We start from the raw sequence: 26510 nt of genomic DNA, 5'->3' as shown, positions 1-26510 counted from the left end.
TCACGGTCGCGCCACAACCCCTCATAACCAGGAGCAATCGTGATGTCTCACGCCCCTACCCTGCAAAGCTTCATCGCCGGCCGCTGGATCGGCCAACAAGGCGCGCAAATCCTGCGCAGCGCCATCGACGGCCATGAAATCTTCCGCACCCATGAAGAGCGCCCGGACTTCGCCGAAGCCATCGAACACGGTCGCCGCCAAGGCGTCAGCGGCCTGATGGCCCTGGACTTCCAGCAACGCGCCCAGCGCCTGAAGGCCCTGGCTCTGTACCTGGCTGAGCGCAAGGAACAGCTCTACGCGATTTCCCACCACAGCGGCGCGACCCGTGCGGATAGCTGGATCGACATCGAAGGCGGCAACAGCACGCTGTTCACCTACGCCAGCCTCGGTTCCCGCGAGCTGCCGTCGGGCAACGTGGTCCACGAAGGCCCGGCGCTGCAACTGAGCAAAATGGGCACCTTCGCCGGCACCCACATCCTGGTCCCACGCGGTGGCGTGGCGGTGCACATCAACGCCTTCAACTTCCCGATCTGGGGGATGCTGGAAAAGTTCGCGCCAAGCTTCCTCGCCGGCATGCCGTGCATCGTCAAGCCAGCCAGCGCCACCAGCTACCTGACTGAAGCCGTGGTGCGCCTGATGGACGAATCCGGCCTGTTGCCGGCGGGCAGCCTGCAGCTGATCATCGGCGGCACCGGTGACCTGCTCGATCGCCTGCAAGGCCAGGACGTGGTGACCTTCACCGGTTCCGCCGACACTGCCGCCAAGCTGCGGGTCAACCCAAACCTGATTCGCAACTCGGTGCCGTTCACCGCCGAAGCCGACTCGCTGAACTGCGCGATCCTCGCCCCGGACGTCACCCCGGACGACGAAGAGTTCGAGCTGTTCATCAAGGAAGTCGCCCGGGAAATGACCACCAAGGCCGGGCAGAAGTGCACCGCCATCCGCCGCGCCATCGTCCCGGCCAAGCACATTGATGCCGTCGCCACGCGCCTGCGTGATCGCCTGGCCAAAGTCGTGGTCGGCGACCCGTCGGTGGAAGGTGTGCGCATGGGCGCGCTGGCGTCCCACGATCAGCAGAAAGACGTGGCCGAGCGCCTGGAAATGCTGTTGCAGAGCAGCGACCTGCTGTTCGGTGCCCGCGATGGTTTCGAGCCGCGTGGCGAGAACGTCGACAAGGGCGCGTTCTTCGCCCCGACCCTGTTGCAGGCCCGTGATCCGCACGCCGAAGGCGGCGCTCACGACATCGAAGCGTTCGGCCCGGTCAGCACCTTGATGGCGTATGACGATCTGGACGAAGCACTGGCACTGGCCGCTCGCGGCAAGGGTAGCCTGGTGGCCAGCCTGGTCACCAAAGACCCACAAATCGCGGCCAAAGCCGTACCGGTGGCCGCTGCACTGCACGGCCGTCTGCTGGTGCTGGATCGCAACTGCGCCGGCGAATCCACCGGTCACGGCTCGCCACTGCCACAACTCAAACACGGCGGCCCGGGTCGTGCCGGCGGCGGCGAAGAACTCGGCGGCCTGCGTGCGGTGAAGCACTACCTGCAACGCGCGGCGGTACAAGGTTCGCCGACCATGCTGGCGGCCGTCACCGGTGAATACGTACGCGGCGCCAAGGTCATCGAAACCGAAGTGCATCCGTTCCGTCGCTACTTCCAGGACCTGCAGATCGGCGAGTCGCTGCTGACCCACCGTCGCACCGTCACCGAAGCCGACCTGGTGAACTTCGGCTGCCTGTCGGGCGACCACTTCTACATGCACTTCGACGACATCGCGGCCAAGGAATCGCAATTCGGCAAGCGCATCGCCCACGGCTACTTCGTGCTGTCGGCGGCGGCAGGCCTGTTCGTCTCCCCTGGCGTCGGCCCGGTCCTGGCCAACTACGGCCTCGACACCCTGCGCTTCATCAACCCGGTCGGCATCGGCGACACCATCCAGGCCCGCCTGACCTGCAAACGCAAAATCGACCAGGGCAAAAAGAGCCCGCAAGGCGTCCCGCAAGGGGTGGTGGCGTGGGATGTGGAAGTCACCAACCAGCTCGGAGAGTTGGTGGCCAGCTATGACATTCTGACCCTGGTCGTGAAGCGCGAAGACTGATCCGCGTTTCTGGTTGACCACAGATCCTGTGGTCAACCAACAACACCTGTAGGAGCAAAGCTTGCTCGCGATAACGGAGTACCAGTCGACATCATCGTTGGCTGATCCACTGCTATCGCGAGCAAGTTTTGCTCCTACAGTTTTTTTGGGTGGTCACACATTTTCGGCCAACCAAAAACCACTGTGGGAGCGAGCCTGCTCGCGAATGCGGTGTATCAGACAGCGATGATGTCGACTGACACTGCGCTTTCGCGAGCAGGCTCGCTCCCACAGAGGTTCCTCGCCGCACCACAGTCCCACTCATTTCGCGGAAAAACCTTCAGTAGTCAACGAAAGGTCTGACTGCTCATCCGTATCCATTTGGATACAGTCGCGCAATGAATTATCTTGTCCAGCAAACAGCGACTTTCTCCGCATGGCATACCTCAATCCGTGATTTACGGGCAAGGGTAGCCATAGCCCGTCGCATTGAACGTGCTAGCGCGGGAAATTTGGGCGATATCAAGCCAGTAGGTGATGGCGTTTCCGAAATGCGCGTGGATGTGGGTGCCGGGTACCGGATTTACTTCACGATGCGCAAGACCGTCGTCATCGTCTTGCTTGCCGGGGGCGACAAATCATCACAAAACGCTGATATCAAACGTGCAAAAAAAATGGCAAAGGAGGTCTAGCCATGAGCCAGACTTTGACGACTTTCGATATGGCGACTCTGCTCGACAGCGATGAGGCCATCAGCGAATACCTGTCTCAGGTACTGGCTGATGGTGACAATGAGGAATTTCTTCGTGCCGTCGGGTACGTGGTAAAGGCCCGGGGCATGACACAAGTAGCCAAAGACTCCGGAATGGGTCGCGAAAGCTTGTACAAGGCGTTCGCTCCAGGTGCAAAGCCACGTTTCAATACGGTTTTGAAAGTGATTCACGCGTTGGGCATCAATCTGTATGCGCAGCCGGGTCATGTCATCAATCATTCGAACTCTTGAGTGAATTCAGACCGCCATCGCGAGCGGGCTCGCTCCTACAGGGGTTGAGGTGACTCGGGTGTCAATTGGCGTAGGACATTTCTGTTTTTCCTAGGCTGCAGTCATGTCCGCTGTCCCTCACCCACCCTCCACCGCTCCCTTTTGACAGATGCCAATTGGACAAGTCCTAGGACATTTCTGGGCAAGGTCTTCGGAGATTTCCTTCGAAATGTGGCGATTTGCGTGAACTGGTTTGGAAGGTGCTCAATCGATAGTCTTTTGGGGTCACTGAAATTCAGTGGTGGGGTGTAGGAACCTCCAGAATCTGAAAGCGCTCAGGCGCCATTGCCTGGTTTGCGGCCGTTCGAATGCGTCCGTAAGATCAGCCGCGGTGGCCATGTACGGGCACGCTTCGGCGTGGTCGAGAGGTGCTCTCAGATCTCGATTTCCTACCCCGTACATGGCTGCCACCCAGGCCCGTAGGAAAGGCCCTTGGCAGCTCCATTTTCTAAATGAGAGCTCGAAACCATGAAATCCATTCACCCAGATCCCCCCTACGAAAAACCAACCCCTCACCCCGACAACCGCTTCATGGCATTGACCGGCAACTGCACCGACATGCCCACCCTCTTCGTCGATACCCACGCACCGCTCGACATTCTGATGGACGCCGCCAACTACCGAATCCGTGCCGTCACCCAGGTACTGGAAAACCTCTCCATGCGCGGTTCGATCGAATGCGAATCCTTCATCCTCAGCGACTTCTCACTGCTCTGCGCCATCCCGTTGCGCGATGGCTGTGATGTGCTGGATGTGATCGGGCGGCGGTTGCGGGCGCGCTGACCAGCCCTGTGGGAGAACCCTTGTGGGAGCGAGCCTGCTCGCGAAGGCGCAGTGTCAGGCGATGATCTATCGAACAGGTACACCGCTTTCGCGAGCAAGCTCACTCCCACTGGATTTGTCCCTTCCCGCCCCGGCCGAGTACGAAAATGGTCTGGGATTAGAAACACAAGCTTCAATGCCGATTTATTCTAAAGACCTGTTATTTCTGACAGGTGCGAAGGCATCGCACCTGAAGGAACATGACGCACAGGCAGGACATACGGCAGCAGTATTTCACGAGCGATCGTTTAGCCCCAATGCCACGCCTCCACGGTAAAGCACATTTGGCCTATGCCGAGCCCCGGCTGAGTAGGAGCCACTGAATCTCAGGAGACAGGTGCTTTCGCAATGGTTGGTGTAGATCGGATCGCGGCGCTGGCCAGCACCGTATTCAAGCGGAGTATTGCGACACGACCGGGCACAGCCCCCAGGGTCGCAAAGACACAAACAAGAGGCGATCGAGATGACTATGTTGATTTTGTACAACCTAAATCCAGATCTTCGGTATCACGATTACATAGAGTGCGCGAGCCAAGCCGGTTTGACCTGCGAGGCAGCGGAGGTGCACACAGACAGCAAGACGGTGTGGTTTAAGGCAGCAACGTTTGACGGGAAGGATCTGGGCTCGACATCGGAGCTTGAGTGGGCGGAAAAAGGGTTCTTCTCTGCGTTCACCCAATGCGCGCGCGACTTCTTGCGTGCGAAGTACGATCTATCGGCGGCAGTAAACAACGACGTGGTAGTGCCAACGCGGCGTCTGTCGTCGGTATTGATATTAAAGAGTCCACTCATCGATTCGGAGGACGACGTTTTGTATCTCGACGCCAGCAAGTTCGATTGTTAGTGGCGATCAGCGTTGCGGGATCCCGATTACCTCAATCCGAACCCCACGATGCCCCTGCAACTCACCCGTTGCGGTACTCGCCATGTAGGAGTTGTGACCTAACCGTTCCCGCCTGAACCGGCGAACCCGCAGCATCCATGCGCGTGCGGCAGGAGGATTTGCACAGAACTTTCAGTCCCGTGAACAACGTGTCGCACGGAGCACATGGCTTAACCCAAGTGGCCCAGCGGCACACCCCAATTGCTCGCGAAGGCGGTGCATCAGTCAACAGAGATGTTGAATGTGATGCCGCATTCGCGAGCAGGCTCGCTCCCACAAGGTGATTGGTTGAGTCGGGCCATCAATGCCCGCGCAACCACTCGATAAACAAGGCAAACAACTCCGACTGCGAACCCACGTCCAGCTTCAGGTACAGATTCTTGCGGTGCATGCGCACGGTTTCCGGTGAGATGTTCATCTGGCTGGCTGTGGATTTCACCGAGTGACCCCGCAGGACCATGTGCGCCACTTCCCGCTCACGCTCGGTGAGCAGATCACTGCCGAAATGCTCGAACGCGAATTGCACCCGGTGCTTGAGATCATCGCGCAGGACTTGTTCCTTATTGCACTGGATCTCGCGATTGCGCAGCAGGCCACGCCGGCTGAATTCGCTGACAAATTCGCGCACCAGCGGTTCGACGGCGCGCAGCAGGTTCAGTTGGTCGACCCGCAGGCATTCACCACCGAAACCCTGATAGAGACTGACGGAAATCTTGGTGTCATCGCCGGTATCGACGATGTAGTAGCTGTCTTCCGAACAGCCCGCGTTCAGGTAATAAGCCTTGTAATAGTCACTGTCGAAGAAGTTGTCCGGCGCGATTTCTTCCAGGTGATAGAAGCCTTGCGCCAACCCCTGCTCCACCGCCAGGCAGAACGGGTCGAGCAAGTAGCCACCGGCAAAATAGCGCTCGAGAATCGAAACCTGATACTCCTGGGCGATGCCGCGCTGATACAGCAGCTGGGGCGCACGGTCCTTGCGCTCCAGGCTGATCATCATCGACTCGATGGACACCAGTTGCGCCAACGCCGACGCCAGGTATTGCAGGGCGTCGGGCTCGTCGATATGGGCGAATGCCTCGCGCATGCCCCCATGCCATTTATGCAATGCCCCGAAGGGCATCGCGATCAGCGTTTCGTCGTTTGGTTTGCTCATGCCCCGCAGTCTAGCGGGTGAACAGCCCCTTGGTAACAGCCTGACCGATGAAGTCATTGGCCGGCGTACTGGCCGCTCGCTTGAAGCTCGGCCGCCACTTCCAGGATGCACTCGCGCAGGATCTCGACGATCTCGTCCACCTGCTCATAGGTCAGGATCAACGGCGGCGACATCACGTTGAGGTGCATGATCGGCCGCACCAGCAAGCCCCGGGCCTGGGCCCGCACGTGGATTTTTTCGCCGATGTTGATCTCGTCGGCGAACAGCGCCTTGGTGCGTTTGTCGGCAACGAACTCCACGCAGGCCATCAGTTTCAGGCAGCGCACATCCCCCACCAGCGGCAGGTCCCGCAGCGTGGCCAGGCGTTGCTCCAGGTAGCCGCCGACATCGTCGACATGGGCCAGCAGGTTTTCCCGCTCGATGATCTCGATGTTCTTCAACGCCGCCGTGCAGCACACCGGATGGCCGCTGTAGGTGAAGCCGTGGGTGAAGCAGCGGCCCGTGCCCGGTTCGGCAATTACCTTCCAGATGCGATCGGAAAAGATGCAGGCGCCCAGCGGCAGGTAGGCCGAGGTCAGGCCCTTGGCGGTGGTGATGATGTCCGGCTGCACGTCGAACACGTCTTTGGAAGCGAAGAACTTGCCCAGGCGCCCGAACGACGTCACCACCTCGTCGGCGACGAACAGGATGTCGTAGCGCTGGCACACCTCCCACATGCGCTTGAGGTAACCCTTGGGCGGAATGATCACCCCGCCCGAGCCCATCACCGGTTCGGCGAAGAACCCGGCCACTTTATCCGCGCCAATCGAGAGGATCTTGTCTTCGAATTCCTTGACCAGGAATTCGAGGAACTGTGCTTCGTCCATCCCCTCCGGCGCACGGTAAGGGTTGGGGTTGGACACGTGATGGATCAGCGGGTTGGCGTAATCGAACTCCGGCACCCGGTCGGCGGCCTTGTTGCCGATCGACATGGTCAGCGTGGTGGAACCGTGATAGGCGTTGAATCGGGCGATGACGTGCTTCTTTTCAGGCAGGCCACGGCAGTTCTGGTAGTACTGGATCAGGCGGTACGCGGTGTCCACGGCGGTCGAGCCGCCGGTGGTCAGGAACACATGGTCGAGGTCGCCCGGAGCGAGGCTGGCGAGTTTTTCGCACAACTGGATCGCCACGTTGTTGGACATGTCGGAAAACGGATTCGAATAAGCAAGCTGCCGTACCTGATCGGCGATGGCTTCGGCCATTTCCTCACGGCCCAGACCAATGTTGGTGCACCACATGCCGCCCACGGCGTCGAGGAAGCGGTTGCCCTGGGTGTCATAGATGAAGGCGCCATCACCGGCGACGATGTTCAGCGAACCTTGTTCAGCGTGCTCGTCGAACATGTGGTAACCGTGCATGTGGTGGGCCTTGTCAGCCTTGACCAGTGCAGCCTCTTCAGCCGCCGAAAACGATTTTTGAATTGGGGTAGCCATAACAAAACCTCAAACTGAACAATTGAACGATCAAATCCCGCTCTTCACCGTGCTCCAGACCCGCGTCATGGCGCGCATGTCTTTCGCGTCCTGGGTTTTCTGCGGAAACAGTCGTTGACGAATGTCGTCACCGGGATAAATCGCCGGGTTGTTGCGCACACTGGCATTGAGTAGCGGCGTGGCGGCCGCGTTGCTGTTGGCGTAGTTGATGTAATCGCTCACATCTGCGATCACCTGCGGTTGCATCAGGTAATCGAGAAACTTGTGGGCATTGGCCACGTGCGGCGCGTCGGCCGGGATGTACATGTTGTCGAACCAGATCAGTGAACCTTCCTTGGGAATGAAATAGGCCAGGTTGATCTGCTTCTTCGCCTCTTCGGCGCGGGCCATGGCGGTGGCGTAGTCGCCGGACCAGGTCATGGCCATGCACACATCGCCATTGGGCAGGCTGGTCAGGTAATTGACCGAATCGAATTTGCGGATGTACGGCCGCACCGACAACAGCAATTCCTGGGCGGCCTTGAGGTCCGCCGGCGCCGCACTGCGTGGGTCGCGGCCGAGGTACTTCAGCGCCATGGGAATGACTTCAGTGGGCGCATCGAGCAGGGTGACGCCGCAGTCGGCAAATTTGGAGACGATCTTCGGATCGAAAATCATCGCCAGCGAGCCGATCGGCGCGTCCGGCATGCGCTCCTTGATCTTGTCGACGTTGTAGGTCACGCCGTTGCTGCCCCAGGTGTAGGGCGCGGAATAGTGGGTACCCGGGTCAAACCCCTGCATGTCCTGCAAGACTTTCGGGTCGAGATTGTTCCAGCTCGGCAGCAGCTTTTTGTCCAGCGGCTGGAACACCTTGGCCTGAATCAAAGGGGGTGCGAGGGAGGCGTTCAATACGATCAGGTCGTAACCGGAGTGACCGGTCAGCAGCTTGGCCTGCACCGTTTCATAGGCATCGAAGGTGTCGTAGATGACTTTGATGCCGGTTTCTTTCTCGAAATTGGCCAGGGTCTTTTCGCCGATGTAATCCGCCCAGTTGTAGAGCCGCAGCGTTTTGCTGTCGTCCACTTCTGCGGCCTGGGCGTTGATGACCAACGAAACAACAAACAGACTGGAAATCACCTTCAGTGTCTTGCGCATTGCACATTCACCTTATCGAGCGAGTTCGGCTCTGGATGAGCGGATGAACCTACTATTGGGCGATTCGCTGGGTGAAGCCATACCCCGAATGGGTGTGTAGGCCGGACACATGGCAAAAAGCATCATTGCGGTTGACCCGTTTTGTCATAGATCCGGGGTTTGCTGGCCGCTTAAAGTGGCCGCCAAACCGACTCGCAGGCGTTTTGTATGACCGACCTGATCAAACAGGAACAACGCGATGGCGTGCTGACGCTGACCATTGATCGTCCCGACAAGCTCAATGCGCTGACCAACGCCATGTACACGCGGCTGGCCGACCTGTTGTTCGCGGCCGACGAGGACAAGGCGGTCAGCGTGGTGATCCTGACCGGTGGCCCGAACTGCTTTACCAGCGGCAACGATCTGGTGGACTTTCTGGAGCAGCCTCCCACTCATCTGGACAGCCCGGCGTTCCGCCTGATGCGCGCCGTGACGCACCTGCAAAAACCGCTGATCGCCGCCGTGTCCGGCGCCGCCATCGGTATCGGCACCACCCTTTTGTTGCATTGCGATCAGGTCCTGGTGACCCGCAACGCCAAACTGCGCATGCCGTTCGTCAATTTGGGCCTGTGCCCCGAGTTCGGCGCCAGCCTGCTGTTGCCGCGCCTGCTCGGCCAGGCCCGCGCCTCGCGCCTGCTGCTCTTGGGCGAAAGCCTCACTGGCAGCGAGGCGGTGGCCTGGGGACTGGCCAACGAAGCCTTCGACGATGGCGCGCAATGCCTGGCGGCGGCCCAACAGATCGCCCGTCGCTTGCTGGCATTGCCCCAGGAATCCTTGCGCCAATCCCGACATCTAATGAAGCAGGCTGGCATGGCCGAACTGCAAGCCACCCTGCGCGAAGAAAACCAGCTGTTCATCGAACGTCTGAACAGCACCGAGGCGAAAACAGCCTTGAACGCCCTGCTCAATCGCAGTACAGATAAGAATCCATCGAAAGGAAACCCGTCATGAACACCCCGGAAATCTACGTCGTCAGCGCCGCCCGTACCGCCATCGGCTCCTTTGGCGGTTCGCTCAAGGACGTGCCCCTGGCCGACCTGGCGACCACGGCCGTGAAGGCCGCCCTGGACCGTGCCGCCGTGGACCCGGCGCTCGTTGGCCATCTGGTGATGGGCAACGTGATCCCCACTGAATGCCGCGACGCCTACATCTCCCGCGTTGCCGCGATGAACGCCGGTATCCCGAAGGAAACCCCGGCCTACAACGTCAACCGCCTGTGCGGTTCCGGCCTGCAAGCGATTGTCAGCGCCGCGCAGACCCTGCTGCTGGGCGACGCCGACATTGCCATCGGCGCCGGTGCCGAGTCCATGAGCCGTGGCCCGTACCTGCTGCCGTCCGCCCGCTGGGGCTCGCGCATGGGCAATGTCCAGGCTGTCGACTACATGCTCGGCATCCTGCATGACCCGTTCCAGAACTTTCACATGGGCATCACCGCCGAGAACGTCGCCGCGCGCAACGGCATCACCCGCGAAATGCAGGACGCCCTGGCGTTCGAAGACCAGAAACGCGCCGCCCACGCAATCGCCAACGGCTACTTCGCCGAGCAGATCGCCACGGTTGAAATCCAGGATCGCAAAGGCACCAAGCTGTTCAACGTCGACGAGCACCCGCGCGCCACTACCCTGGAACAGCTGGCGCAGATGAAAGCGGCGTTCAAGAAGGACGGTACCGTCACCGCCGGCAACGCTTCCGGTCTCAACGACGGTGCGGCGGCCCTGGTCATGGCGACCGGTGCGGCGGTTCAGGTGAACAACCTGCGCCCGCTGGCCCGTCTGGTCAGCTACGCCCACGCCGGCCTCGAACCGGAACTGATGGGCCTGGGCCCGGTGCCGGCCACGCGCATCGCCCTCAAGCGTGCCGGCCTGACCGTCGCCGACATGGACGTGATCGAAGCCAACATCGCCTTCGCGGCGCAGGCTTGTGCGGTCAGCCAGGAACTTGATCTCGACCCGGCCAAGGTCAACCCGAACGGTTCGGGGATTGCCCTGGGTCACCCGGTGGGTGCGACCGGCGCGATCATTGCGACCAAGGCTATCCACGAACTGCATCGTACCGGTGGGCGTTATGCGCTGGTGACCATGTGCATTGGTGGTGGTCAGGGGATTGCGGCGATTTTTGAGCGGGCTTGATAACTGCACATTTGGAATGGGTGTATATCCATTGCTGCGGTAACGGCTGCTATTGGTTCCGCCCTTACGGCGGGTCACTTTGGAAGAGCGCCAAAGTAACCAAAGCGCTTTGCCCCTTTCGTTCGGTGCCTAGCTAAGGCTCGGCATGCCCTCGCTCCGGTCCTGCTCCGTGGGCCCGCCGCCATCGGCCATCCATGGCCGGGGGCGGCTACCGCGGCATCCTTGCCGCGGTGCCCACTGCGCAGAACCTCCACTCGGCCTCTCGAGGGGGCGTGTACCTCAACAGCCAAAGCAAAAGCGAGGCGGCCTGACAGCCGACCTGGCTTTGGCCGGTGTTCCCAATCACCTGTGGGAGCTGGCTTGTCGGGTCGCCGCATCGCAGCGATGGCGGCCTTTCAGCCGACCACTCACTCACAGATATTCCCTGATCCCATTGTGGGAGCGAGCCTGCTCGCGAAGGCGGTGTGTCATTCAGCATAAATATTGACTGACCTGGCCCCTTCGCGAGCAGGCTCGCTCCCACAGGGGATTAGCGCGCATCAGAAAAAGTCAGGCCGCCTCGCCTTTGCTTCTGATTTAGATCTGCCCCGTCGGAAGGCCGAGCGCAGGTTCTCTGTAGGAGCGAGCCTGCTCGCGATGGAGGTCAACGATAACGCGCTCTGCCTGAATGATCGCGTCGTCCAGATGTTTTTCGCGAACAGGCTCGCTCCTACAGGCTTTTCCAAGTAACCCGCCGTAAGGGCGGAACCGTCAGAAGCCGATACCGAAGAAACGGATATACACAATCCAAACCCATCAGGTGAGCCCCGCCCCCATCATCAACCCTTCAGTCAACAACGCCACCAACGGCTGCACCAGATGCTGAGTGCGAGGCTCATCCCCAATCACGGCCACTTCCGTGGACGGCAAGGTCGGCAACTTCTGCGATGGCTCAATAATCCGCATGCCTTCCTGCAAAAACGAAGTCCCAAGGGCCGTCACCCCAAGCCCCGCAGTCACCGCCGCCTGAACCCCGCCAAGGTTGCTCGCCAGACACGCCGACGCCCACTCCCGCTGAACCGAAGCCAGCGCCTCGACCATGATCGCCCGGTAAGCGCAGGGCGGTCGCATCAGCACCAAACGCAGCGGTCGGGCCGCTTCGATCTCGTAGTCCCTGGCCGCCATCCACACCAACGGCTCACGCCAGATCACACGCCCCCGTTGCGCAGCCCCGCTCATCTTGCGCTTGGCGATCACCACATCCAGCAGCCCGGCTTCATGATCGGCCAGCAGGTCATTACTCAGGCCGGTGGTCAGCTCCAGTTCCAGGTCGGGATACAGCTTGCTGAACCGCGACAGGAGCATGGGCAGTTGCGTGGGCACCAGGTTCTCGGAGATGCCCAAACGCAAGGTGTTGACTGTCACCGGCGTCCGGATTTCGCGCATGAACCCGTCGAAGTGCAGGAGCATTTTCCGCGCCCCGACCAGCACGCGCTCACCGTCCGCCGTCAATGTCAGGGTGCGGCTGGTGCGCTCAAACACCCGCATGCCCAGGATCTCTTCCAGGCGGATGATCTTCTGGCTCACCGCCGATTGTGACCGGGCAACCACCTCGGCCGCCGCGGTAAAACTGCCGGTTTCGGCCACCGCGATAAAGGCCCGCAGCAAATCGATTTCAAGGTCGCCGGATTGCATGATGTATTCGCCATTCAACTGAATGCCATAAATATTATGCGTTCGACTTCTAGATGGCAAAACCCGAACATCCTCTCCATCAGAAACATTCAGAGAGAGGAACCACACCATGTCAGCCAACCATGCCGTTGAAATCGTCGAGCGCTTCTGGCGCGAAGTCTGGCAGGCACGCGACCCGCAAGCCGCCGCCAGGTTCGTCGCCGAAGACTTTGTCATCACCTCTGGCGGCATCGAAATCAAAGGCCGCGAGTCGTTTATCGAATGGATCGGCGCCTTCCTGTCGAAGATCGAAGACTTCCAGTTCGGCGCAATCGAAACCTTCCAGAACGCCGACGGCACCCGTGTCGCTTCGCGCTGGAAGCTGTCCGGCAAGAACACGGGATTTGTCGGCGGACGCACCTGCCGCACGCCTTTCGAAATGCTCGGCACGGCGGTGTGGGCAGTGCGCCCCGATGGCCTGCTGCAGCACAACTGGGTTGAACGCAATGCGCTGGAGGTGCACCGCGACCTGATCGGCCTGTGAATGCCCTCTCCAATTGATAACCCGGCCCTTACGCATGAAACCGCTGGCCGTCATCCTGTTACTTCTGCATGTCCTGACCCCGGCCCATGGCGCAAGGCCGCCGGCGATCGTCATGGATATCCGCAGTTGCCTGACTGCTTCGACATTGCTGCTGCGCCCATAAAAAAGACGGGCAGACGAGGTGCGGCTCGTCTACCCGCCAAAACGGGAAAGCTTCAATACAGTTCTTTGTGCACGCGATCGCTGGCCGACAGGTCGGCGACGAAGGCTTGCGCTTCGTCTTCATCGAGTTGGCCGACATTCATGGCAATGCTCAGCAGTGCCTGTTCGATGGCTCGTTCCAGATTGCTTTTGTTGCCACACAGGTACAGGTGCGCGCCTTGGCCGAGCAGTGCCCACAGGTAGGCGCCGTGTTCGAGCATGGCGTCCTGCACGTAGTAGCGGTTTTCGCCATCCCTTGAGAAAGCGGTGATGACCTCGTCCAGCACGCCTTTGTCCTGCCAGCTTTCCAACCGTGACTGGTAGAGAAAGTCCGATGCCCGGCGGCGGTCGCCGAAGATCAGGCAGGTTTGCCCGGGGCTGTTCTGTTGCTCGATCTGCTCCAGCAAGGCGATCAACGGCGCGATGCCGGTCCCGGTGCCAATCAGTACTACCGGGTGCTCGACCTGTCGCGGCAGGTGAAAACGCGGATTGCTGCGGACGAATACCCGGACCTCGGGAGGCTGTCCGGCGAGATGCCCGGTGGCGGTGCCGGTGCGTGAACGACCCTCCATTTCATAGGCGATTTCGCGAATGCACAGGTCCACGTAGCCGGGGTTGTCGTGTGAGGCAATGGAGTACGCTCGCGGCAAGACATCGGGCAACCATTCGACCAATTCTTCCAGGCTCAATTGCCCCGGCTCACAAAAATCACCGAGTACATCGAGAATGTCCTTGCCGTACAGATAGGCCTCGAGATCCTTGCGATTGCTGACCTTCAACAGGGCTTTCAAGGTTTCGTGCTGACTGACCCGGGCAATGTCGCGCAACAGGGACTTGCCCAGCTGGCGAAGCTCTTTGGTCGCCAGCAGTGTGTGGACATCTTCGCGACCGAACCAGTGGCCGATCTGCGCCAGCAATGACCCATCGTTCTGCGCCAGCACATAGAGGTTATCGCCCGCGCGGTACTTGATGCCGCTGCCTTCGATGTCGAGGCGAATCTGCCAGGCGTAAGGTGCCGTCGCGTTGAGCCGGGTACTCGAGATCACCCGCGCGGGCCACGCTGCATTTTCGCCATACGCGGTGACTTGCAGGTTGAGCGTGGTGCCCGCACGCCGATCGCCCTTGAGTACCGCCGCGAGGGTGGTACACCAGGTGTCAAAAAAGCCGTCAAAGTCGGTGTCTGCATCCACCCGATTGATCCAGGGTTTCGCCTGTTTTTGCAGCAGTGCGGCATCCAGGCTTTTCGTGAAACCGCAGAACGTCGGGTAGGCCGTATCACCCAGGCCGAAGATCGCGTAGGGCTGGTGTGTCAGGTTTTCATGGGCGATCAGTTGATCCAGGAAGCGATCGGCATTGCCCGGCGGTTCGCCGTCGCCGAAGGAGCTGCAAACGACGATCAACAGATCCCGCGTTGTCAGTGTGTCCAGTTTCAGGGAATTGAGATCCTGCACGGCCAATTCATACGGCTGCACACAGGGCAGACGCAACAAGCGTTGCGTCAACCCGTGGGCATTGCCGGACTCAGAGCCATAACCGATCACGATGCGTTCGATTAACTCTGGCATGGCGGTTTACCTGTCGTAGTGTTCGTCGAATTGCTCCTTGGAAAACTCCAGCGCTTCGAAGTCACTCATCAGGTCGTTGATCACCCGGCGGATGCTGATGTATTCGACGATGTTGCCCTGCTCGTCGAACAGCGGTTGCACGGTGGTGTCGACCACGTACAGGCCGCCGCCCTTGCCCACGTTGGGGATCACGCCGGTCCAGATTTCACCTTTCTTGATGGTGTCCCACATCTGCTTGTACGTGCTCTTGGGCACGGAAGGATGACGCACGACGCTGTGGGGTTGCCCCAGCAGTTCCTCCTTTTCGTAACCGGTGAGCTTGCAGAACAGGTCGTTGACGTACGTGATGTTGCCTTGCAGGTCCGTGGTGGAAATCACCATGACGTTTTCCAGTGCGCTCAAGACTTTGGCGTTGATGGCTTGCATTGTGTTGCCCCTCGATTGATTGAAAGTTTTTCCAGCGAATTGAAATCTGGCCAACGCACGGCTCGGGTCTTTCTGTTTTTTTAATCGTTACAAATCAGCCAATTGACTGATGCGGCGCTGAGAAAAAAGAGGATCCGACCCATGAGCGGATCCCAAAAAGGAGTTCGGTATTACGGGTTTGTGAGGGTTGGCTCAGCTGTCCTGAGCCACCAGGCGCGGACCTTTTCGAGTCACTTGCTGACCCGGTTCGAAGCGGGCATTGGGCGAGCGCACAGTGCTGATTTCGCCCTGGGCATCTTTGACTTCGTAAGCGGTTTCCGTGAGGCCGGCGGCTTCCTGTATCGAGCTGCCGGCAAAGAACCCGGCGCCAGCACCCACCAGTGCGCCAATTGGCCCGCCGACGGCACCGACCATCAAACCGGTCAGGGCACCGTAGCCTTTGCCGGCGGTGGTATCCGGCACTTCGCGGATCACTTGATCGGCCATGCACAGGGGGGAAAACAACAGGCAGAGCGTGAAGCTGAGGGGGATGGAACGGGACATGGCGGATTCCTGCTTCGATTACGTTTCTCTAAGTACTTCACGAAGCGTGCCAGTTTATAAATCCTTTAAATACAGCATCTTGAACAAATTTATAGTCATAACGACACATACAAAAATTAGTCATTAAGACATCATCGCAGTCTAAATGACATCAGCAAGAGATTGATTCAGCCTACTTTTTCGCTTGATGTTTTCACCTCCCAACTGGTCGCTTTCCATCAATCCCCCCGCCTCCCCACCCCCTAGATTAGGACCCACAACAGCAAGCCGTACCGTGCGGCAGTCACCCAGGAGATCGACCCGATGCACACTCTCCAGACTCTCAAATCACCCGGTTCAATCGACGGCTGGGATCACCAGGACCCTGAAGAGGCCTTCACCCTGCCCTCGCGTTATTTCTACGACGAGACCCTGTTCAAGGCCGAGCGCGACAACATTTTCATGCATGCCTGGCATGTGGCCGGGCATGTCAGCGAGTTCGCCGAGCCGGGTCAGTATGTGGTGACGGATGTGTTCGACCAGAGCGTGGTGGTGGCGAAGAATCGTCAGGGGCAGATTCATGCGTTCCATAACGTCTGCCAGCATCGCGGCAATCGCCTGCTTGAGGAACGTCGCGGCGCCACCGGTGGCGTGGTGCGTTGCGCCTATCACTCGTGGTGCTACGAAATGGACGGCAGCCTGCGCAGCGCGCCCCGCTGCGAGAAGATGAAAAACTTCGAGTTGCAGCAGTTCAACATTCCGCAGATCCGCACCGAGGAAATGGGCGGTTTCATCTACTTCAACCTCGATCCGAAAGCCCCGTCGCTGCGCGATTTGTTCCCCGGTGCCGATGAGGAAATGCGCCGGGTGTTTCCGGACCTGGCCAACATGCGCCTGATCGAAGAACAGGACGTGATCGTGCCGGCCAACTGGAAGGTGATCATGGACAATTCCATCGAGGGTTATCACTTCAAGCTGTCCGGGCCGTGCCATATCGACCTGGCCAAACTCATCGACTTCAAGGGTTACCAGTTAACCAAACGCGACAACTGGTGGACCTACATCGCCCCGGCCAATCTCTCGGTGACCGAAGCCTACGGCGTGCCGCTGCGCAAGGATCTCAACCCGAACGAATGCTTCTTCAACATCGGCCTGTGGCCGAACAACACCTTCTACACCTTCCCGTTCTCGGAGTTTTTGGGTTCGTTCATCATGATTCCGCTGGACGCCGAACGCTCGCTGTTGCGCTTCGGGTATTACTCCAGCAACGCCGAGACCGCGAAGGTCAGCGAGCAATGCATGAAGTGGATGAACGAAGACCTGGGGCCGGAGGACATCGCGCTGAACATCTCGGTGCAGAAGGGTTTGCATTCGTTGGGATATGACCAGGGGCGCTACATGATCGACGCCCAGCGCAGCAACGAGAGCGAGCATTTGGTGCATCACTTTCATCGGTTGGTGTTTAACGGGATTCACGGTGGGTCCGCAGCCTGAGCCAACCACAATCCCTGTGGGAGCGAGCCTGCTCGCGAAGGCGGTGGGTCAGGCACATCGATATTGAATGTATCGACCCCATCGCGAGCAGGCTCGCTCCTACAGGGGATCTGGGTTGTGACCCTTCATTTATGGAGCAAAACGAACCATGGCCAACCATGAGTTTGATTACCTGATCGTGGGCGCAGGGTCCGCCGGCTGTGTGTTGGCCAATCGCCTGGGTGAAGACCCGGCGGTGCAGATTCTGCTGCTGGAGGCTGGACCTGCAGACCAGAGCTGGACCATCGACATGCCATCCGCCGTGGGTCTGGTGGTGGGTGGCACGCGCTACAACTGGAGCTACAACTCGGAACCGGAACCTTGGCTGGACGGCCGCCGCATCGGCACGCCGCGGGGCCGGACACTCGGTGGCTCCTCGTCGATCAATGGCATGGTCTACATCCGTGGCCATGCCCGGGACTACGACGCCTGGGCCGAACAGGGTTGCGACGGCTGGAGTTACCAGGAGGTGCTGCCGTACTTCAAACGAGCGCAAACCCATGCCGATGCCGCGGACGAGTACCGTGGGGTCAGCGGGCATTTGCACGTCACCCCCGGCGATACGCAAACGCCGTTGTGCGCGGCGTTTCTGGCGGCCGGTGCCGAGGCCGGCTATGGCTTGAGCAACGACCTCAACGGTTATCGTCAGGAAGCCTTCGGCCCGGTGGACCGTACCACCCGCAACGGGCGTCGCTGGAGCACGTCGCGGGGGTATCTGCGCGAAGCACTGGCCCGGGGCAATGTGCAAGTGGCAACCGATGCGCTGGCGCTGCGCATCCTGTTCGATGGCCGGCGTGCGATTGGCATCGAATACGAACAAAGCAGCAAGACTCATCAAGCCTTTGCCCGGCGCGAAGTGCTGCTGACCGCCGGTGCGATCAACTCGCCACAGCTGTTGTTGCTGTCGGGCGTCGGCCCGGCCTCTGAATTGCGCGACCTGGGCATCACCGTCAAACACAACCTGCCCGGTGTCGGCCGCCGCCTCAACGACCACCCCGACACCGTGGTGCAGTACCTGTGCAAAAAACCGGTGTCGCTGTATCCCTGGACCACCGCGCCGGGCAAATGGTGGATCGGTGCCCGCTGGTTCGCCACCCACGACGGGCTGGCGGCCAGCAATCATTTCGAAGCCGGGGCGTTCATCCGTTCCCGGGCCGGGGTCGAACATCCCGACCTGCAACTGACCTTCATGCCCCTGGCAGTGAAACCCGGCAGCGTCGACCTGGTGCCCGGCCACGCCTTCCAGATCCACATCGACCTGATGCGCCCCACCAGCCTGGGCAGTGTCACGCTCAACAGTGCCGACCCCAGGCAGCCACCGCGCATCCTGTTCAATTACCTGAAAACCGAGCAGGATCGAGCGGACATGCGCGCCGGTGCCAGGCTGGTGCGCGAAATCATTGCGCAACCGGCCATGGCCGTGTTCCGGGGCGAGGAATTGGTGCCCGGCCCGCAAGCGCAAAGTGACGAAGCGCTGGATGCCTGGGCCAGGCAAGTCACGGAAACCGGCTACCATGCCAGCGGTACGTGCAAAATGGGCCCGGCGAGCGATGCCGAAGCGGTGGTGGACCCGCAGTTGCGCGTGCAGGGACTCGACGGTTTGCGGGTGGTGGACGCCTCGATCATGCCGGTGATTGTCAGCGGCAACACCAACGCGCCGACGGTGATGATCGCGGAGAAAGCCAGCGACATGATTCGCGGCAGGCCACCCTTGCCGGCATCCGACGCACCGGTATGGATTCACCCGCAATGGCAGACACGGCAACGATAGAGATCAGTCATGAGCAGTCAGTCGTCCAGTAATACAGAAAACCGCTTCACCTGGCGGCGCGGCGATGTCGCGCCCTTGCGCGTGGCGGTGTTGCTGTTGCCGTCGTTTTCCAACTTCGGCCTGGCGGCCGTGCTCGAACCCCTGGCCATTGCCAACTGGCTGACCCAACGGCAGTTGTTCCAGTGGTCATTGTTGTCGCTGGACGGCGAACCGGTGCAGGCCAGCAACGGACTGACCACCGTCGCCAACGAGGGTTTGAAGGCCGATCAGGGCTTCGATGTGTGCCTGGTGATCGCCAGTTTCGATGTGCACAAACACAGCCGCAACCTCGCGCTCAAGAGCTGGCTGCGCAAGCAGGCGCTGTTCGGCGCGGTATTGATGGGCGTGGAAACCGGAACCGAGCTGCTGGCGGCCGCCGGCGTGCTAGACGGCTATGAAGCCGCCGTGCATTGGGACAACTTGCAGGGCTTCCAGGAGAGTTATCCACGGGTCCATGCCAAGCCGCAGCTCTACACCCTGGAGCGTCAGCGCATGACCTGCGCCGGCGCCACCACGACCCTGGACATGCTGCTCGGCTGGATCGGCCAGAGCGTCGACAGTGAGCTGGCACGGGAAATCGGCATGCACTTGTTGATGGGTCAGGTGCGCGCACCGGCGGACAACCAGCTCGACGGCGGCCTGACCAACACCGGGATGTACGGCAGCAAGATTCGCCGTGCGGTGCAGTTGATGGAGCAGGCGCTGGAAGAACCCCTGGATTGCGAGGCGATTGCCGGCCAGGTCGGGTTGTCACGGCGGCAACTGGAGCGGCAGTTCAAACATCAGACCGGCCTGTCGCCGCTCAAGTACTACATCACCTTGCGACTGGCCAAGGCCCATAGCCTGCTGCAACAGACGCGCCTGAGCGTGGCGCAAGTGGCGGCCTGTTCGGGGTTCGGTTCGCTGGAACATTTTTCCCGCACCTATCGCGCACGCTTCGGCTGTGCCCCCAGCTCAGACCGCAGCCAGGTCTGGACCGCCCCGGTGATGCGCCAGCCGCTGCGCAAGGAACAGCGGCCGGCGCAAGCGGATTGATTCAGCCGCGATAGCCCGGCTCCTCCTCGTCCAGGATTCCCATCAGCGCATTGAAATGCTTGTCGGCAAAGCCCGGATAGTCGAGCCATTGCCGGCAAGTCTTGCGCGCGATGTCGTCGCTGGCGATGCGCAACTCGCGACCGGTTGCGAGTGCGGTGATGTAGGTCTCGCAGGCCCGTTCGAAGTAATACAGGTCATCGAACGCCTGGGCGATGCTCGGCGCCGCCACCAGCACGCCATGGTTGCCCATCAACAGAATCGGTTTATCCCCCAGCAGGTGGCTGACCCGCTCGGCCTCGTCCCCCAGGCCCATGCCGTCGAAACCGTCATCGATCACCACCCGCTCGAAAAAGCGCATGCAGTTTTGCTCGATAGGCGGCAGCCGCGAATCCTTGAGACAGGCCAGCGCCGTGGCGTATTTCGAATGGGTGTGCAGGATGCAACGGGCGTGGGGCTGGTTACGGTGCAAGGCGCTGTGCAAGGCCCAGGCGGTGATGTCCGGTGCGTCCGGGCGGTCAAGGCTGGCCGGATCATCGGCGTTGACCAGCAGCAAGTCACTGGCCTTGATCCGCGAGAAATGCTTGCCATAGGGGTTGATCAGGAATTCCCGACCGTCCCCCGACACCGCCACGCTGAAGTGATTGGCGATGGATTCGTGCAGGTTCAGCCGCGCGGCCCAGCGGAACGCACAGGCCAGGCGGATTCTCAGTTGCTCGACAGATTGATTCATCCCGTGCCCCACAGAAGTTGATCGGTTGCCTGGCAGTGTAGAGAGACGCACGGCGCGCACTTGATGGGAAACGACATGGACTGCCGTTATTTCGCAGCGCCGCAACCGTGTGAAAACGGCGTGCTTATGCCGCGTTTGATCAAGAGCCGCCCTGAGCGCAGCGCCATAGTGACGGCCACGACCCACCTGGCTGGAGACGCACATGCTGCAGATTCGTTTATTCATCGCGGGGCAGTGGCAAGCGCCACAGGCGCAGCGGTATCACGATGTGATCAACCCCGCGACCGAAGAAGTGCTGGCGCAGGTCGCCGTCGCCGATGCGGTGGATGCGCAACAGGCAATCAACGCTGCGCGCCGGGCATTCGATGACGGCCCCTGGCCGACGATGCCGGTCACCGAGCGCGCGCAATTAATGCAGAAAATCGCCGGTTTGATCGAACAGGATGCCGAGCATCTGGCCCGCCTGGAGACCCTAAACGCCGGTAAAACCCTGGGCGAAAGCCTCGGTGACATCGGTAATGTGGTGGCGACGTTCCGCTACTACGCCGCGCTGCTGGAAAGCGAAAGCGCCAGCGTCAACAGCCATGCGCCGGCCCATGTCATCAGTTTCAACCAGCGCGAACCGGTGGGCGTGTGTGCGTTGATTGCGCCCTGGAACTACCCGCTGCTGCAGGCCGTCTGGAAGATCGCCCCGGCGTTGGCCGCCGGCAATACGGTGGTGTTCAAACCCAGCAGCTTGACACCGATGACGGCCCATCGCTTGACCGCACTGCTGGCCCAGGCCGGTTTGCCCGAGGGCGTGTTCAATCTGCTGTGCGGACCGGGCGATGTCGGCGAGTTGCTCGCCGCCAGCCATGACGTGGACCTGGTGTCGCTCACCGGTGGCGCCGGTGCCGGCGGCAAAGTGATGCGTGCCGCCAGCGGTAACTTCAAGCGCGTGGCCCTGGAACTGGGGGGCAAGAATCCGAACATCGTGTTTGCCGACGCCGATTTCGACGTTGCGCTGGATCAGGCGCTGAACGCGGTGTTTTTCAATGCCGGGCAAATCTGCTCGGCCGGCTCGCGGCTGTTGGTTGAGGACGCCCTTCATGACCGGTTTGTCGAGGCTTTGCAGCAGCGGATCCTGAAGATTCGCCTGGGTAATGGCCTCGATCAGTCGACGCAAATGGGCCCGCTGATCAGCGCCGGTCAGCGCGATCTGATCCTGACGATGATTGCCGGTGCCGTGGAACAAGGCGCGACCTTGCTGGCCGGCGGGACTATCCCTGCGCAGTTCGACCGCGGCTTCTGGCTTTCGCCCACCCTGCTCGGCAACGTCACTGCCGACATGCACATCGCCCGGGAAGAAATCTTCGGCCCGGTGATCACCGTCGAGCGCTTCAGCGACGAAGCCCAGGCGCTGCGACTGGCCAACGACACACCGTTCGGCCTGGCGGCCGGCCTCTGGACCCGGGACCTCGGCAAGGCGTACCGCCTGGCCAAGCGGCTGCGGGTCGGCACCCTGTGGATCAACGACTACAACGCGGCATTCCCGCAAGCGCCGTGGGGTGGCTACAAGTCCAGTGGCATCGGCCGCGAACTGTCCCGGGCCGGGCTCGATGAGTTCACCGAACTCAAGCACATCTACCTCAATACCGAACCGGCGGCGCTGAACTGGTTTGGTGTGGATCACCTTGCCACTTAAAGCGAACGCAACACCACATTCAAAACAAGAACAGCTGAACACCCAAACCGCTGCCGATGTTTCCCCTTGAGGAGTTGATCCATGAAAGCCTTGCTCTTGCTTGCATCCCTCACGTTGCCGTTGCATGCCCTGGCCGCCGAACCGGAATCCTGCGCCACGGTGCGCTTCTCCGACGTGGGATGGACCGACATCACCGTCACCACGGCCATCGCCAGCGAAGTGCTGGAATCCCTCGGCTACAAGACCAAAACCACCCTGCTGTCGATCCCGGTGACTTACCGCGCCTTGTCCTCGGGCAAGGAGCTGGATGTGTTCCTCGGCAACTGGATGCCCACCACCGAGAACGACATCAAGCCCTACCGCGACGCCGGTACCGTGGAAACCGTGCGCGCCAACCTGCACGGCGCCAAATACACCCTGGCGGTGCCCGATTACGTGTACGACGCCGGGCTGCATGACTTTGCCGACATCGCCAAATTCAAGGACAAACTCAACGGCCAACTCTACGGCATCGAACCGGGCAACGACGGCAACCGGCTGATCCAGAGCATGATCGACAAAAACGCCTTCGGCCTGAAGGATTTCAAGATGGTCGAGTCCAGCGAAGCGGCCATGCTCTCGCAACTCAAACGCGCCACGCGCAAGAATGAATGGATGGTGTTCCTCGGCTGGGAACCGCACCCCATGAACACTCGCAACAACATGAAGTACCTCAGCGGCGGCGACGAGTACTTCGGCCCGAACTTCGGCCAGGCCACGGTCTACACCAACGTGCGCAAGGACTACCTCAAGGAATGCAGCAACGTCGGCAAGCTGTTGCAGAACATGGAGTTCACCCTGGCCATGGAGAACCAGTTGATGGACGCGGTGTTGAACCAGAACCAGAAGCCACGGGCGGCGGCCAAGGCGTGGTTGAAGGCTAATCCGGCGGTGCTGGAGGCTTGGCTAACAGGGGTTAGCAGCCGGGATGGCAAGGATGGGTTGGCGATGGCGAATGCGCGGTTGGCGAGCCAATAACTGACAACACACATCCCCTGTGGGAGCGAGCCTGCTCGCGAAAGCGGCGTGTCAGACAACAATGATGTTGAATGACAGACAGCATTCGCGAGCAGGCTCGCTCCCACAGTGGTTTTTCAATCAATTCAAAACCTGATCACCTCAGCCACCACCTGACGACCGGCAGCAAAAATAAATTGCGACTAAATATGACATGCGTCATATTACGTACGTAATTAAATGCCGTTTCCTACAGGTAATCCTCCATGACCAGCATGCCCCCCGTTGAGCCTGACCTGGCTGTCCCGGTGACCACCCCCAAGCCTCCCCTGCTCAAGCGCCTGCTTCTGCCAACCGTCGGCATCGCCGCGCTGGTGCTGGCCGGTGTGTATGCCACGCATTGGTGGACCACGGGCCGTTTCATCGAGGAAACCGACGATGCCTACATCGGTGGCGACGTAACGGTGATCGGGTCCAAGGTCGCCGGTTATATCGACGAAGTGCTGGTGACCGACAACCAGAAGGTCAAGGCCGGCGATGTGTTGATCCGCCTCGACTCCCGGGATTACCGCGCCAACCTGGCCAAGGCCGACGGTGCGGTGGCGGCGGAAGAAGCCCTGCTCGCCAATCTCGATGCCACCGAACAACTGCAACAGGCCGTCATCGGCCAGGCCCGCGCCGGTATCGATGCCACGGGCGCTGAAACCGCCCGTTCCCGGGATGACGATGCCCGCTACAAAAAACTGGTCGCCACCAACGCCGTCTCCGTGGAAGCCGCCCAACGGGCCAACGCCACGTTCAAGACCGCACAGGCGCAAAGCAGCCGCGCCCAGGCTGAATTGCTGGCGGCGCAGCGGCAGTTGAACGTGATTGCCACCCAGAAACAGCAAGCCCGCGCCGCTTTGATTCAAGCCAAGGCCGAGCGCGATCTGGCGCAGTTGAACGTCGGCTATACCGAACTGCGGGCACCGGTGGATGGGGTGATCGGCAATCGCCGGGCGCGGGTTGGCGCTTACGCCCAGGCAGGCTCGCAACTGCTGTCGGTGGTGCCGGCCAGCGGGTTATGGGTCGATGCCAACTTCAAGGAAGACCAACTGGCGCGCATGGTGCCGGGGCAACGCGTGGTGATTCATGCCGACGTGCTCTCGGGGCAGGTATTCCACGGTCATCTCGACAGCCTCGCCCCGGCCAGCGGTTCACAGTTCAGCGTCCTGCCACCGGAAAACGCCACGGGTAACTTCACCAAGATCGTGCAACGGGTGCCGGTGCGGATCCATCTCGATCCCGCCGACAGCGTCCTCGGTCACCTGCGTCCCGGCCTGTCGGTGACCGCTGAAGTGGACACGCGCAAAGAGCCTGAAGCGCCAGCCGTGGCCAGCGCGCCATGAGCCGCGCCCTCGCCGCCCCGGCGCAACCGTTCGATGCCGCGAACATGGCCACGGCGACCAAGGTGTTCGCCTTCGCCAGCATGTGCATCGGCATGTTCATTGCGCTGCTGGATATCCAGATCGTCTCGGCCTCGCTGCGTGACATTGGCGGCGGGCTGTCGGCCGGCACCGACGAAACCGCCTGGGTGCAAACCAGTTACCTGATCGCCGAAATCATCGTGATCCCGCTGTCTGGCTGGTTGTCGCGGGTGTTCTCCACGCGCTGGCTGTTTTGCGCATCCGCCGTGGGCTTCACCCTGACGAGCCTGCTCTGCGGCATCGCCTGGAACATCCAGAGCATGATCGCCTTCCGCGCCCTGCAAGGGTTTCTCGGGGGTTCGATGATTCCGCTGGTGTTCACCACCGCGTTCTTTTTCTTCACCGGCAAACAACGGGTGATTGCCGCCGCCACCATCGGTGCAGTGGCTTCGCTGGCCCCGACCCTGGGCCCGGTGATCGGTGGCTGGATCACCGATGTCTCCTCTTGGCACTGGCTGTTCTACATCAATCTGGTGCCGGGGATTTTCGTTGCCGTGGTGGTGCCGATGCTGGTGAAGATCGACCAGCCGGAACTCTCGCTGCTCAAGGGCGCCGACTATATAAGCATGGTGTTTCTGGCGCTGTTCCTCGGCTGCCTGGAATACACCCTCGAAGAAGGCCCGCGCTGGAACTGGTTCAGTGACAGCACCATCCTGACCACCGCGTGGATCAGCGGCCTGTCCGGCCTGGCCTTCATTGGCCGGACCCTGCACGTCGCCAACCCGATCGTCGATTTGCGTGCCTTGAAGGATCGCAATTTCGCCCTGGGTTGTTTCTTCTCGTTCGTCACCGGGATCGGCCTGTTCGCCACCATTTACCTGACGCCGCTGTTTCTCGGCCGGGTGCGTGGCTATGGCGCGCTGGACATTGGTCTGGCGGTTTTCTCCACCGGCGTGTTCCAGATCATGGCGATTCCGCTGTATGCCTTTCTGGCCAACCGCATCGATCTGCGCTGGATCATGATGACCGGCCTTGGCCTGTTCGCCTTGTCGATGTGGGATTTCAGCCCGATTACCCATGACTGGGGCGCGAAGGAATTGATGCTGCCGCAAGCCTTTCGCGGGATTGCGCAGCAATTGGCCGTACCGCCCGCCGTGACCTTGACTCTGGGCGGGCTGGCGCCGGCACGGCTCAAACATGCGTCGGGCTTGTTCAACCTGATGCGCAACCTGGGCGGCGCCATTGGCATCGCCGCCTGCGCGACCATCCTCAATGACCGCACCAACCTGCACTTCACCCGATTGGCAGAGAACCTCAACAGCACCAACGAGGCCCTCAATCAGTGGCTGTCCCAGGTCGGCAACAACTTCGCCGCCCTGGGCCAGAGCGGCGATGTCGGGGTGACGGCGAGCCTGCATCAGCTCTGGCAGCTGACCTATCGCGAAGCGCAGACACAGACCTATGGCGACGCGTTCCTGATGATCATGGCCTGCTTCATCGTCGCCACGGCGATGGTGCCCTTGATGCGCAAGGTGCAACCACCGGCCGCGCCGAGTGCCGATGCCCATTGAGGCCAGACCTGGATCCCTGCCCCCTCCTCCTGTGGGAGCGAGCCTGCTCGCGAAGGCGTCGGTACATTCAACATCAATGTGACT

The 26510-nt window shown here is 60.7% G+C and carries 24 protein-coding genes; 16 read left to right on the top strand and 8 right to left on the bottom strand.

Annotated features, from left to right (window positions below; translation table 11 throughout):
* Positions 1–42: 42 nt before the first annotated feature.
* The 5 genes from paaZ (at position 43) to HNQ83_RS27005 (ending at position 4784) form a co-directional block, all read left to right on the top strand.
* Positions 43–2097 (top strand): phenylacetic acid degradation bifunctional protein PaaZ, encoded by a 2055-nt coding sequence (gene paaZ, locus HNQ83_RS27025; RefSeq protein ID WP_175391908.1) that lies wholly within the window; start codon positions 43–45, stop codon positions 2095–2097.
* Positions 2098–2474: 377 nt separating this feature from the next.
* Complete coding sequence (locus HNQ83_RS27020) at positions 2475–2768, top strand: type II toxin-antitoxin system RelE/ParE family toxin (protein ID WP_175391907.1); 294 nt, start codon at positions 2475–2477, stop codon at positions 2766–2768.
* 2 nt (positions 2769–2770) lie between these two features.
* A complete protein-coding gene (locus tag HNQ83_RS27015) occupies positions 2771–3079 on the top strand; it encodes an addiction module antidote protein (RefSeq protein ID WP_175391906.1) in 309 nt (102 codons plus the stop codon).
* Positions 3080–3586: 507 nt separating this feature from the next.
* Positions 3587–3901 (top strand): hypothetical protein, encoded by a 315-nt coding sequence (locus HNQ83_RS27010; protein ID WP_175391905.1) that lies wholly within the window; start codon positions 3587–3589, stop codon positions 3899–3901.
* 502 nt (positions 3902–4403) lie between these two features.
* A complete protein-coding gene (locus HNQ83_RS27005; protein WP_175391904.1) occupies positions 4404–4784 on the top strand; it encodes a hypothetical protein in 381 nt (126 codons plus the stop codon).
* Between the two features lie 340 nt (positions 4785–5124).
* On the opposite strand, the gene HNQ83_RS27000 is transcribed toward HNQ83_RS27005, so the two are convergent.
* Genes HNQ83_RS27000 through HNQ83_RS26990 form a run of 3 tightly spaced genes read right to left on the bottom strand, consistent with a single transcriptional unit; the run spans position 5125 to position 8582 of the window.
* On the bottom strand, positions 5125–6033 hold the full coding sequence (locus HNQ83_RS27000) for a helix-turn-helix transcriptional regulator (protein ID WP_175391903.1): 909 nt from the start codon (positions 6031–6033) through the stop codon (positions 5125–5127).
* Entirely contained in the window at positions 6030–7448 is a 1419-nt protein-coding gene (locus HNQ83_RS26995) for an aminotransferase (RefSeq protein ID WP_175391902.1), read from the bottom strand. Before HNQ83_RS26995 ends, HNQ83_RS27000 begins: the two co-directional genes overlap by 4 nt.
* A 30-nt stretch (positions 7449–7478) precedes the next feature.
* The gene (locus HNQ83_RS26990; RefSeq protein ID WP_175391901.1) at positions 7479–8582 is read right to left on the bottom strand and encodes a polyamine ABC transporter substrate-binding protein; all 1104 of its coding nucleotides are present in this window, start codon (positions 8580–8582) and stop codon (positions 7479–7481) included.
* 207 nt (positions 8583–8789) lie between these two features.
* Between HNQ83_RS26990 and HNQ83_RS26985 the strand changes: the two genes are divergently transcribed.
* Positions 8790–9572, top strand: a complete 783-nt coding sequence (locus HNQ83_RS26985; RefSeq protein ID WP_175391900.1) for an enoyl-CoA hydratase — start codon at positions 8790–8792, stop codon at positions 9570–9572.
* Positions 9569–10750 (top strand): acetyl-CoA C-acyltransferase family protein, encoded by a 1182-nt coding sequence (locus HNQ83_RS26980; RefSeq protein WP_175391899.1) that lies wholly within the window; start codon positions 9569–9571, stop codon positions 10748–10750. Before HNQ83_RS26985 ends, HNQ83_RS26980 begins: the two co-directional genes overlap by 4 nt.
* Before the next feature lie 795 nt (positions 10751–11545).
* Here the strand turns inward: HNQ83_RS26980 and HNQ83_RS26975 are convergent.
* On the bottom strand, positions 11546–12424 hold the full coding sequence (locus HNQ83_RS26975) for a LysR substrate-binding domain-containing protein (RefSeq protein ID WP_175391898.1): 879 nt from the start codon (positions 12422–12424) through the stop codon (positions 11546–11548).
* Between the two features lie 109 nt (positions 12425–12533).
* Between HNQ83_RS26975 and HNQ83_RS26970 the strand changes: the two genes are divergently transcribed.
* Both HNQ83_RS26970 and HNQ83_RS31365 read left to right on the top strand, forming a co-directional pair.
* A complete protein-coding gene (locus HNQ83_RS26970) occupies positions 12534–12947 on the top strand; it encodes an ester cyclase (protein ID WP_175391897.1) in 414 nt (137 codons plus the stop codon).
* Positions 12948–12981: 34 nt separating this feature from the next.
* Positions 12982–13110 (top strand): hypothetical protein, encoded by a 129-nt coding sequence (locus HNQ83_RS31365; protein WP_256669254.1) that lies wholly within the window; start codon positions 12982–12984, stop codon positions 13108–13110.
* 52 nt (positions 13111–13162) lie between these two features.
* Here the strand turns inward: HNQ83_RS31365 and HNQ83_RS26965 are convergent, their stop codons facing one another.
* The 3 genes from HNQ83_RS26965 to HNQ83_RS26955 form a co-directional block, all read right to left on the bottom strand.
* Positions 13163–14713: a sulfite reductase flavoprotein subunit alpha gene (locus HNQ83_RS26965; protein ID WP_175391896.1), complete on the bottom strand. Its 1551-nt coding sequence runs from the start codon at positions 14711–14713 to the stop codon at positions 13163–13165.
* A gap of 6 nt (positions 14714–14719) precedes the next feature.
* Positions 14720–15139, bottom strand: a complete 420-nt coding sequence (locus tag HNQ83_RS26960) for a PAS domain S-box protein (protein ID WP_175391895.1) — start codon at positions 15137–15139, stop codon at positions 14720–14722.
* 192 nt (positions 15140–15331) lie between these two features.
* Positions 15332–15682, bottom strand: coding sequence for a hypothetical protein (locus tag HNQ83_RS26955; protein ID WP_175391894.1), 351 nt, complete (start codon positions 15680–15682; stop codon positions 15332–15334).
* 303 nt (positions 15683–15985) lie between these two features.
* Between HNQ83_RS26955 and HNQ83_RS26950 the strand changes: the two genes are divergently transcribed.
* The 3 genes from HNQ83_RS26950 to HNQ83_RS26940 all read left to right on the top strand — a co-directional run bounded on the left by HNQ83_RS26950 (position 15986) and on the right by HNQ83_RS26940 (position 20039).
* On the top strand, positions 15986–17155 hold the full coding sequence (locus HNQ83_RS26950; protein WP_175391893.1) for an aromatic ring-hydroxylating dioxygenase subunit alpha: 1170 nt from the start codon (positions 15986–15988) through the stop codon (positions 17153–17155).
* A 148-nt stretch (positions 17156–17303) separates the two neighbouring features.
* Complete coding sequence (locus HNQ83_RS26945; RefSeq protein WP_175391892.1) at positions 17304–18965, top strand: choline dehydrogenase; 1662 nt, start codon at positions 17304–17306, stop codon at positions 18963–18965.
* 9 nt (positions 18966–18974) lie between these two features.
* Positions 18975–20039, top strand: coding sequence for a GlxA family transcriptional regulator (locus tag HNQ83_RS26940; RefSeq protein WP_175391891.1), 1065 nt, complete (start codon positions 18975–18977; stop codon positions 20037–20039).
* A gap of 1 nt (position 20040) precedes the next feature.
* On the opposite strand, the gene HNQ83_RS26935 is transcribed toward HNQ83_RS26940, so the two are convergent.
* The gene (locus HNQ83_RS26935) at positions 20041–20769 is read right to left on the bottom strand and encodes a class II aldolase and adducin N-terminal domain-containing protein (RefSeq protein WP_175391890.1); all 729 of its coding nucleotides are present in this window, start codon (positions 20767–20769) and stop codon (positions 20041–20043) included.
* A gap of 202 nt (positions 20770–20971) precedes the next feature.
* On the opposite strand from HNQ83_RS26935, the gene HNQ83_RS26930 reads away from it, so the two are divergent.
* From HNQ83_RS26930 to HNQ83_RS26915, 4 genes are all read left to right on the top strand, one after another.
* Positions 20972–22453, top strand: coding sequence for an aldehyde dehydrogenase family protein (locus HNQ83_RS26930; RefSeq protein WP_175391889.1), 1482 nt, complete (start codon positions 20972–20974; stop codon positions 22451–22453).
* An 81-nt stretch (positions 22454–22534) separates the two neighbouring features.
* Entirely contained in the window at positions 22535–23470 is a 936-nt protein-coding gene (locus HNQ83_RS26925; protein WP_175391888.1) for a choline ABC transporter substrate-binding protein, read from the top strand.
* A gap of 245 nt (positions 23471–23715) precedes the next feature.
* Positions 23716–24837 carry an HlyD family secretion protein gene (locus tag HNQ83_RS26920; protein ID WP_175391887.1) on the top strand — a complete coding sequence of 374 codons (1122 nt, stop codon included), beginning with the start codon at positions 23716–23718 and terminating at the stop codon, positions 24835–24837.
* Positions 24834–26426 carry a DHA2 family efflux MFS transporter permease subunit gene (locus HNQ83_RS26915; RefSeq protein ID WP_175391886.1) on the top strand — a complete coding sequence of 531 codons (1593 nt, stop codon included), beginning with the start codon at positions 24834–24836 and terminating at the stop codon, positions 26424–26426. The genes HNQ83_RS26920 and HNQ83_RS26915 overlap by 4 nt, the downstream gene beginning before the upstream one ends.
* The last annotated feature ends 84 nt before the right edge of the window (positions 26427–26510 follow it).

The organism is Pseudomonas sp. C2B4, from assembly GCF_013359695.1.
Taxonomy (GTDB): domain Bacteria; phylum Pseudomonadota; class Gammaproteobacteria; order Pseudomonadales; family Pseudomonadaceae; genus Aquipseudomonas.
This window is presented reverse-complemented; position numbering and strand designations above follow the sequence as displayed.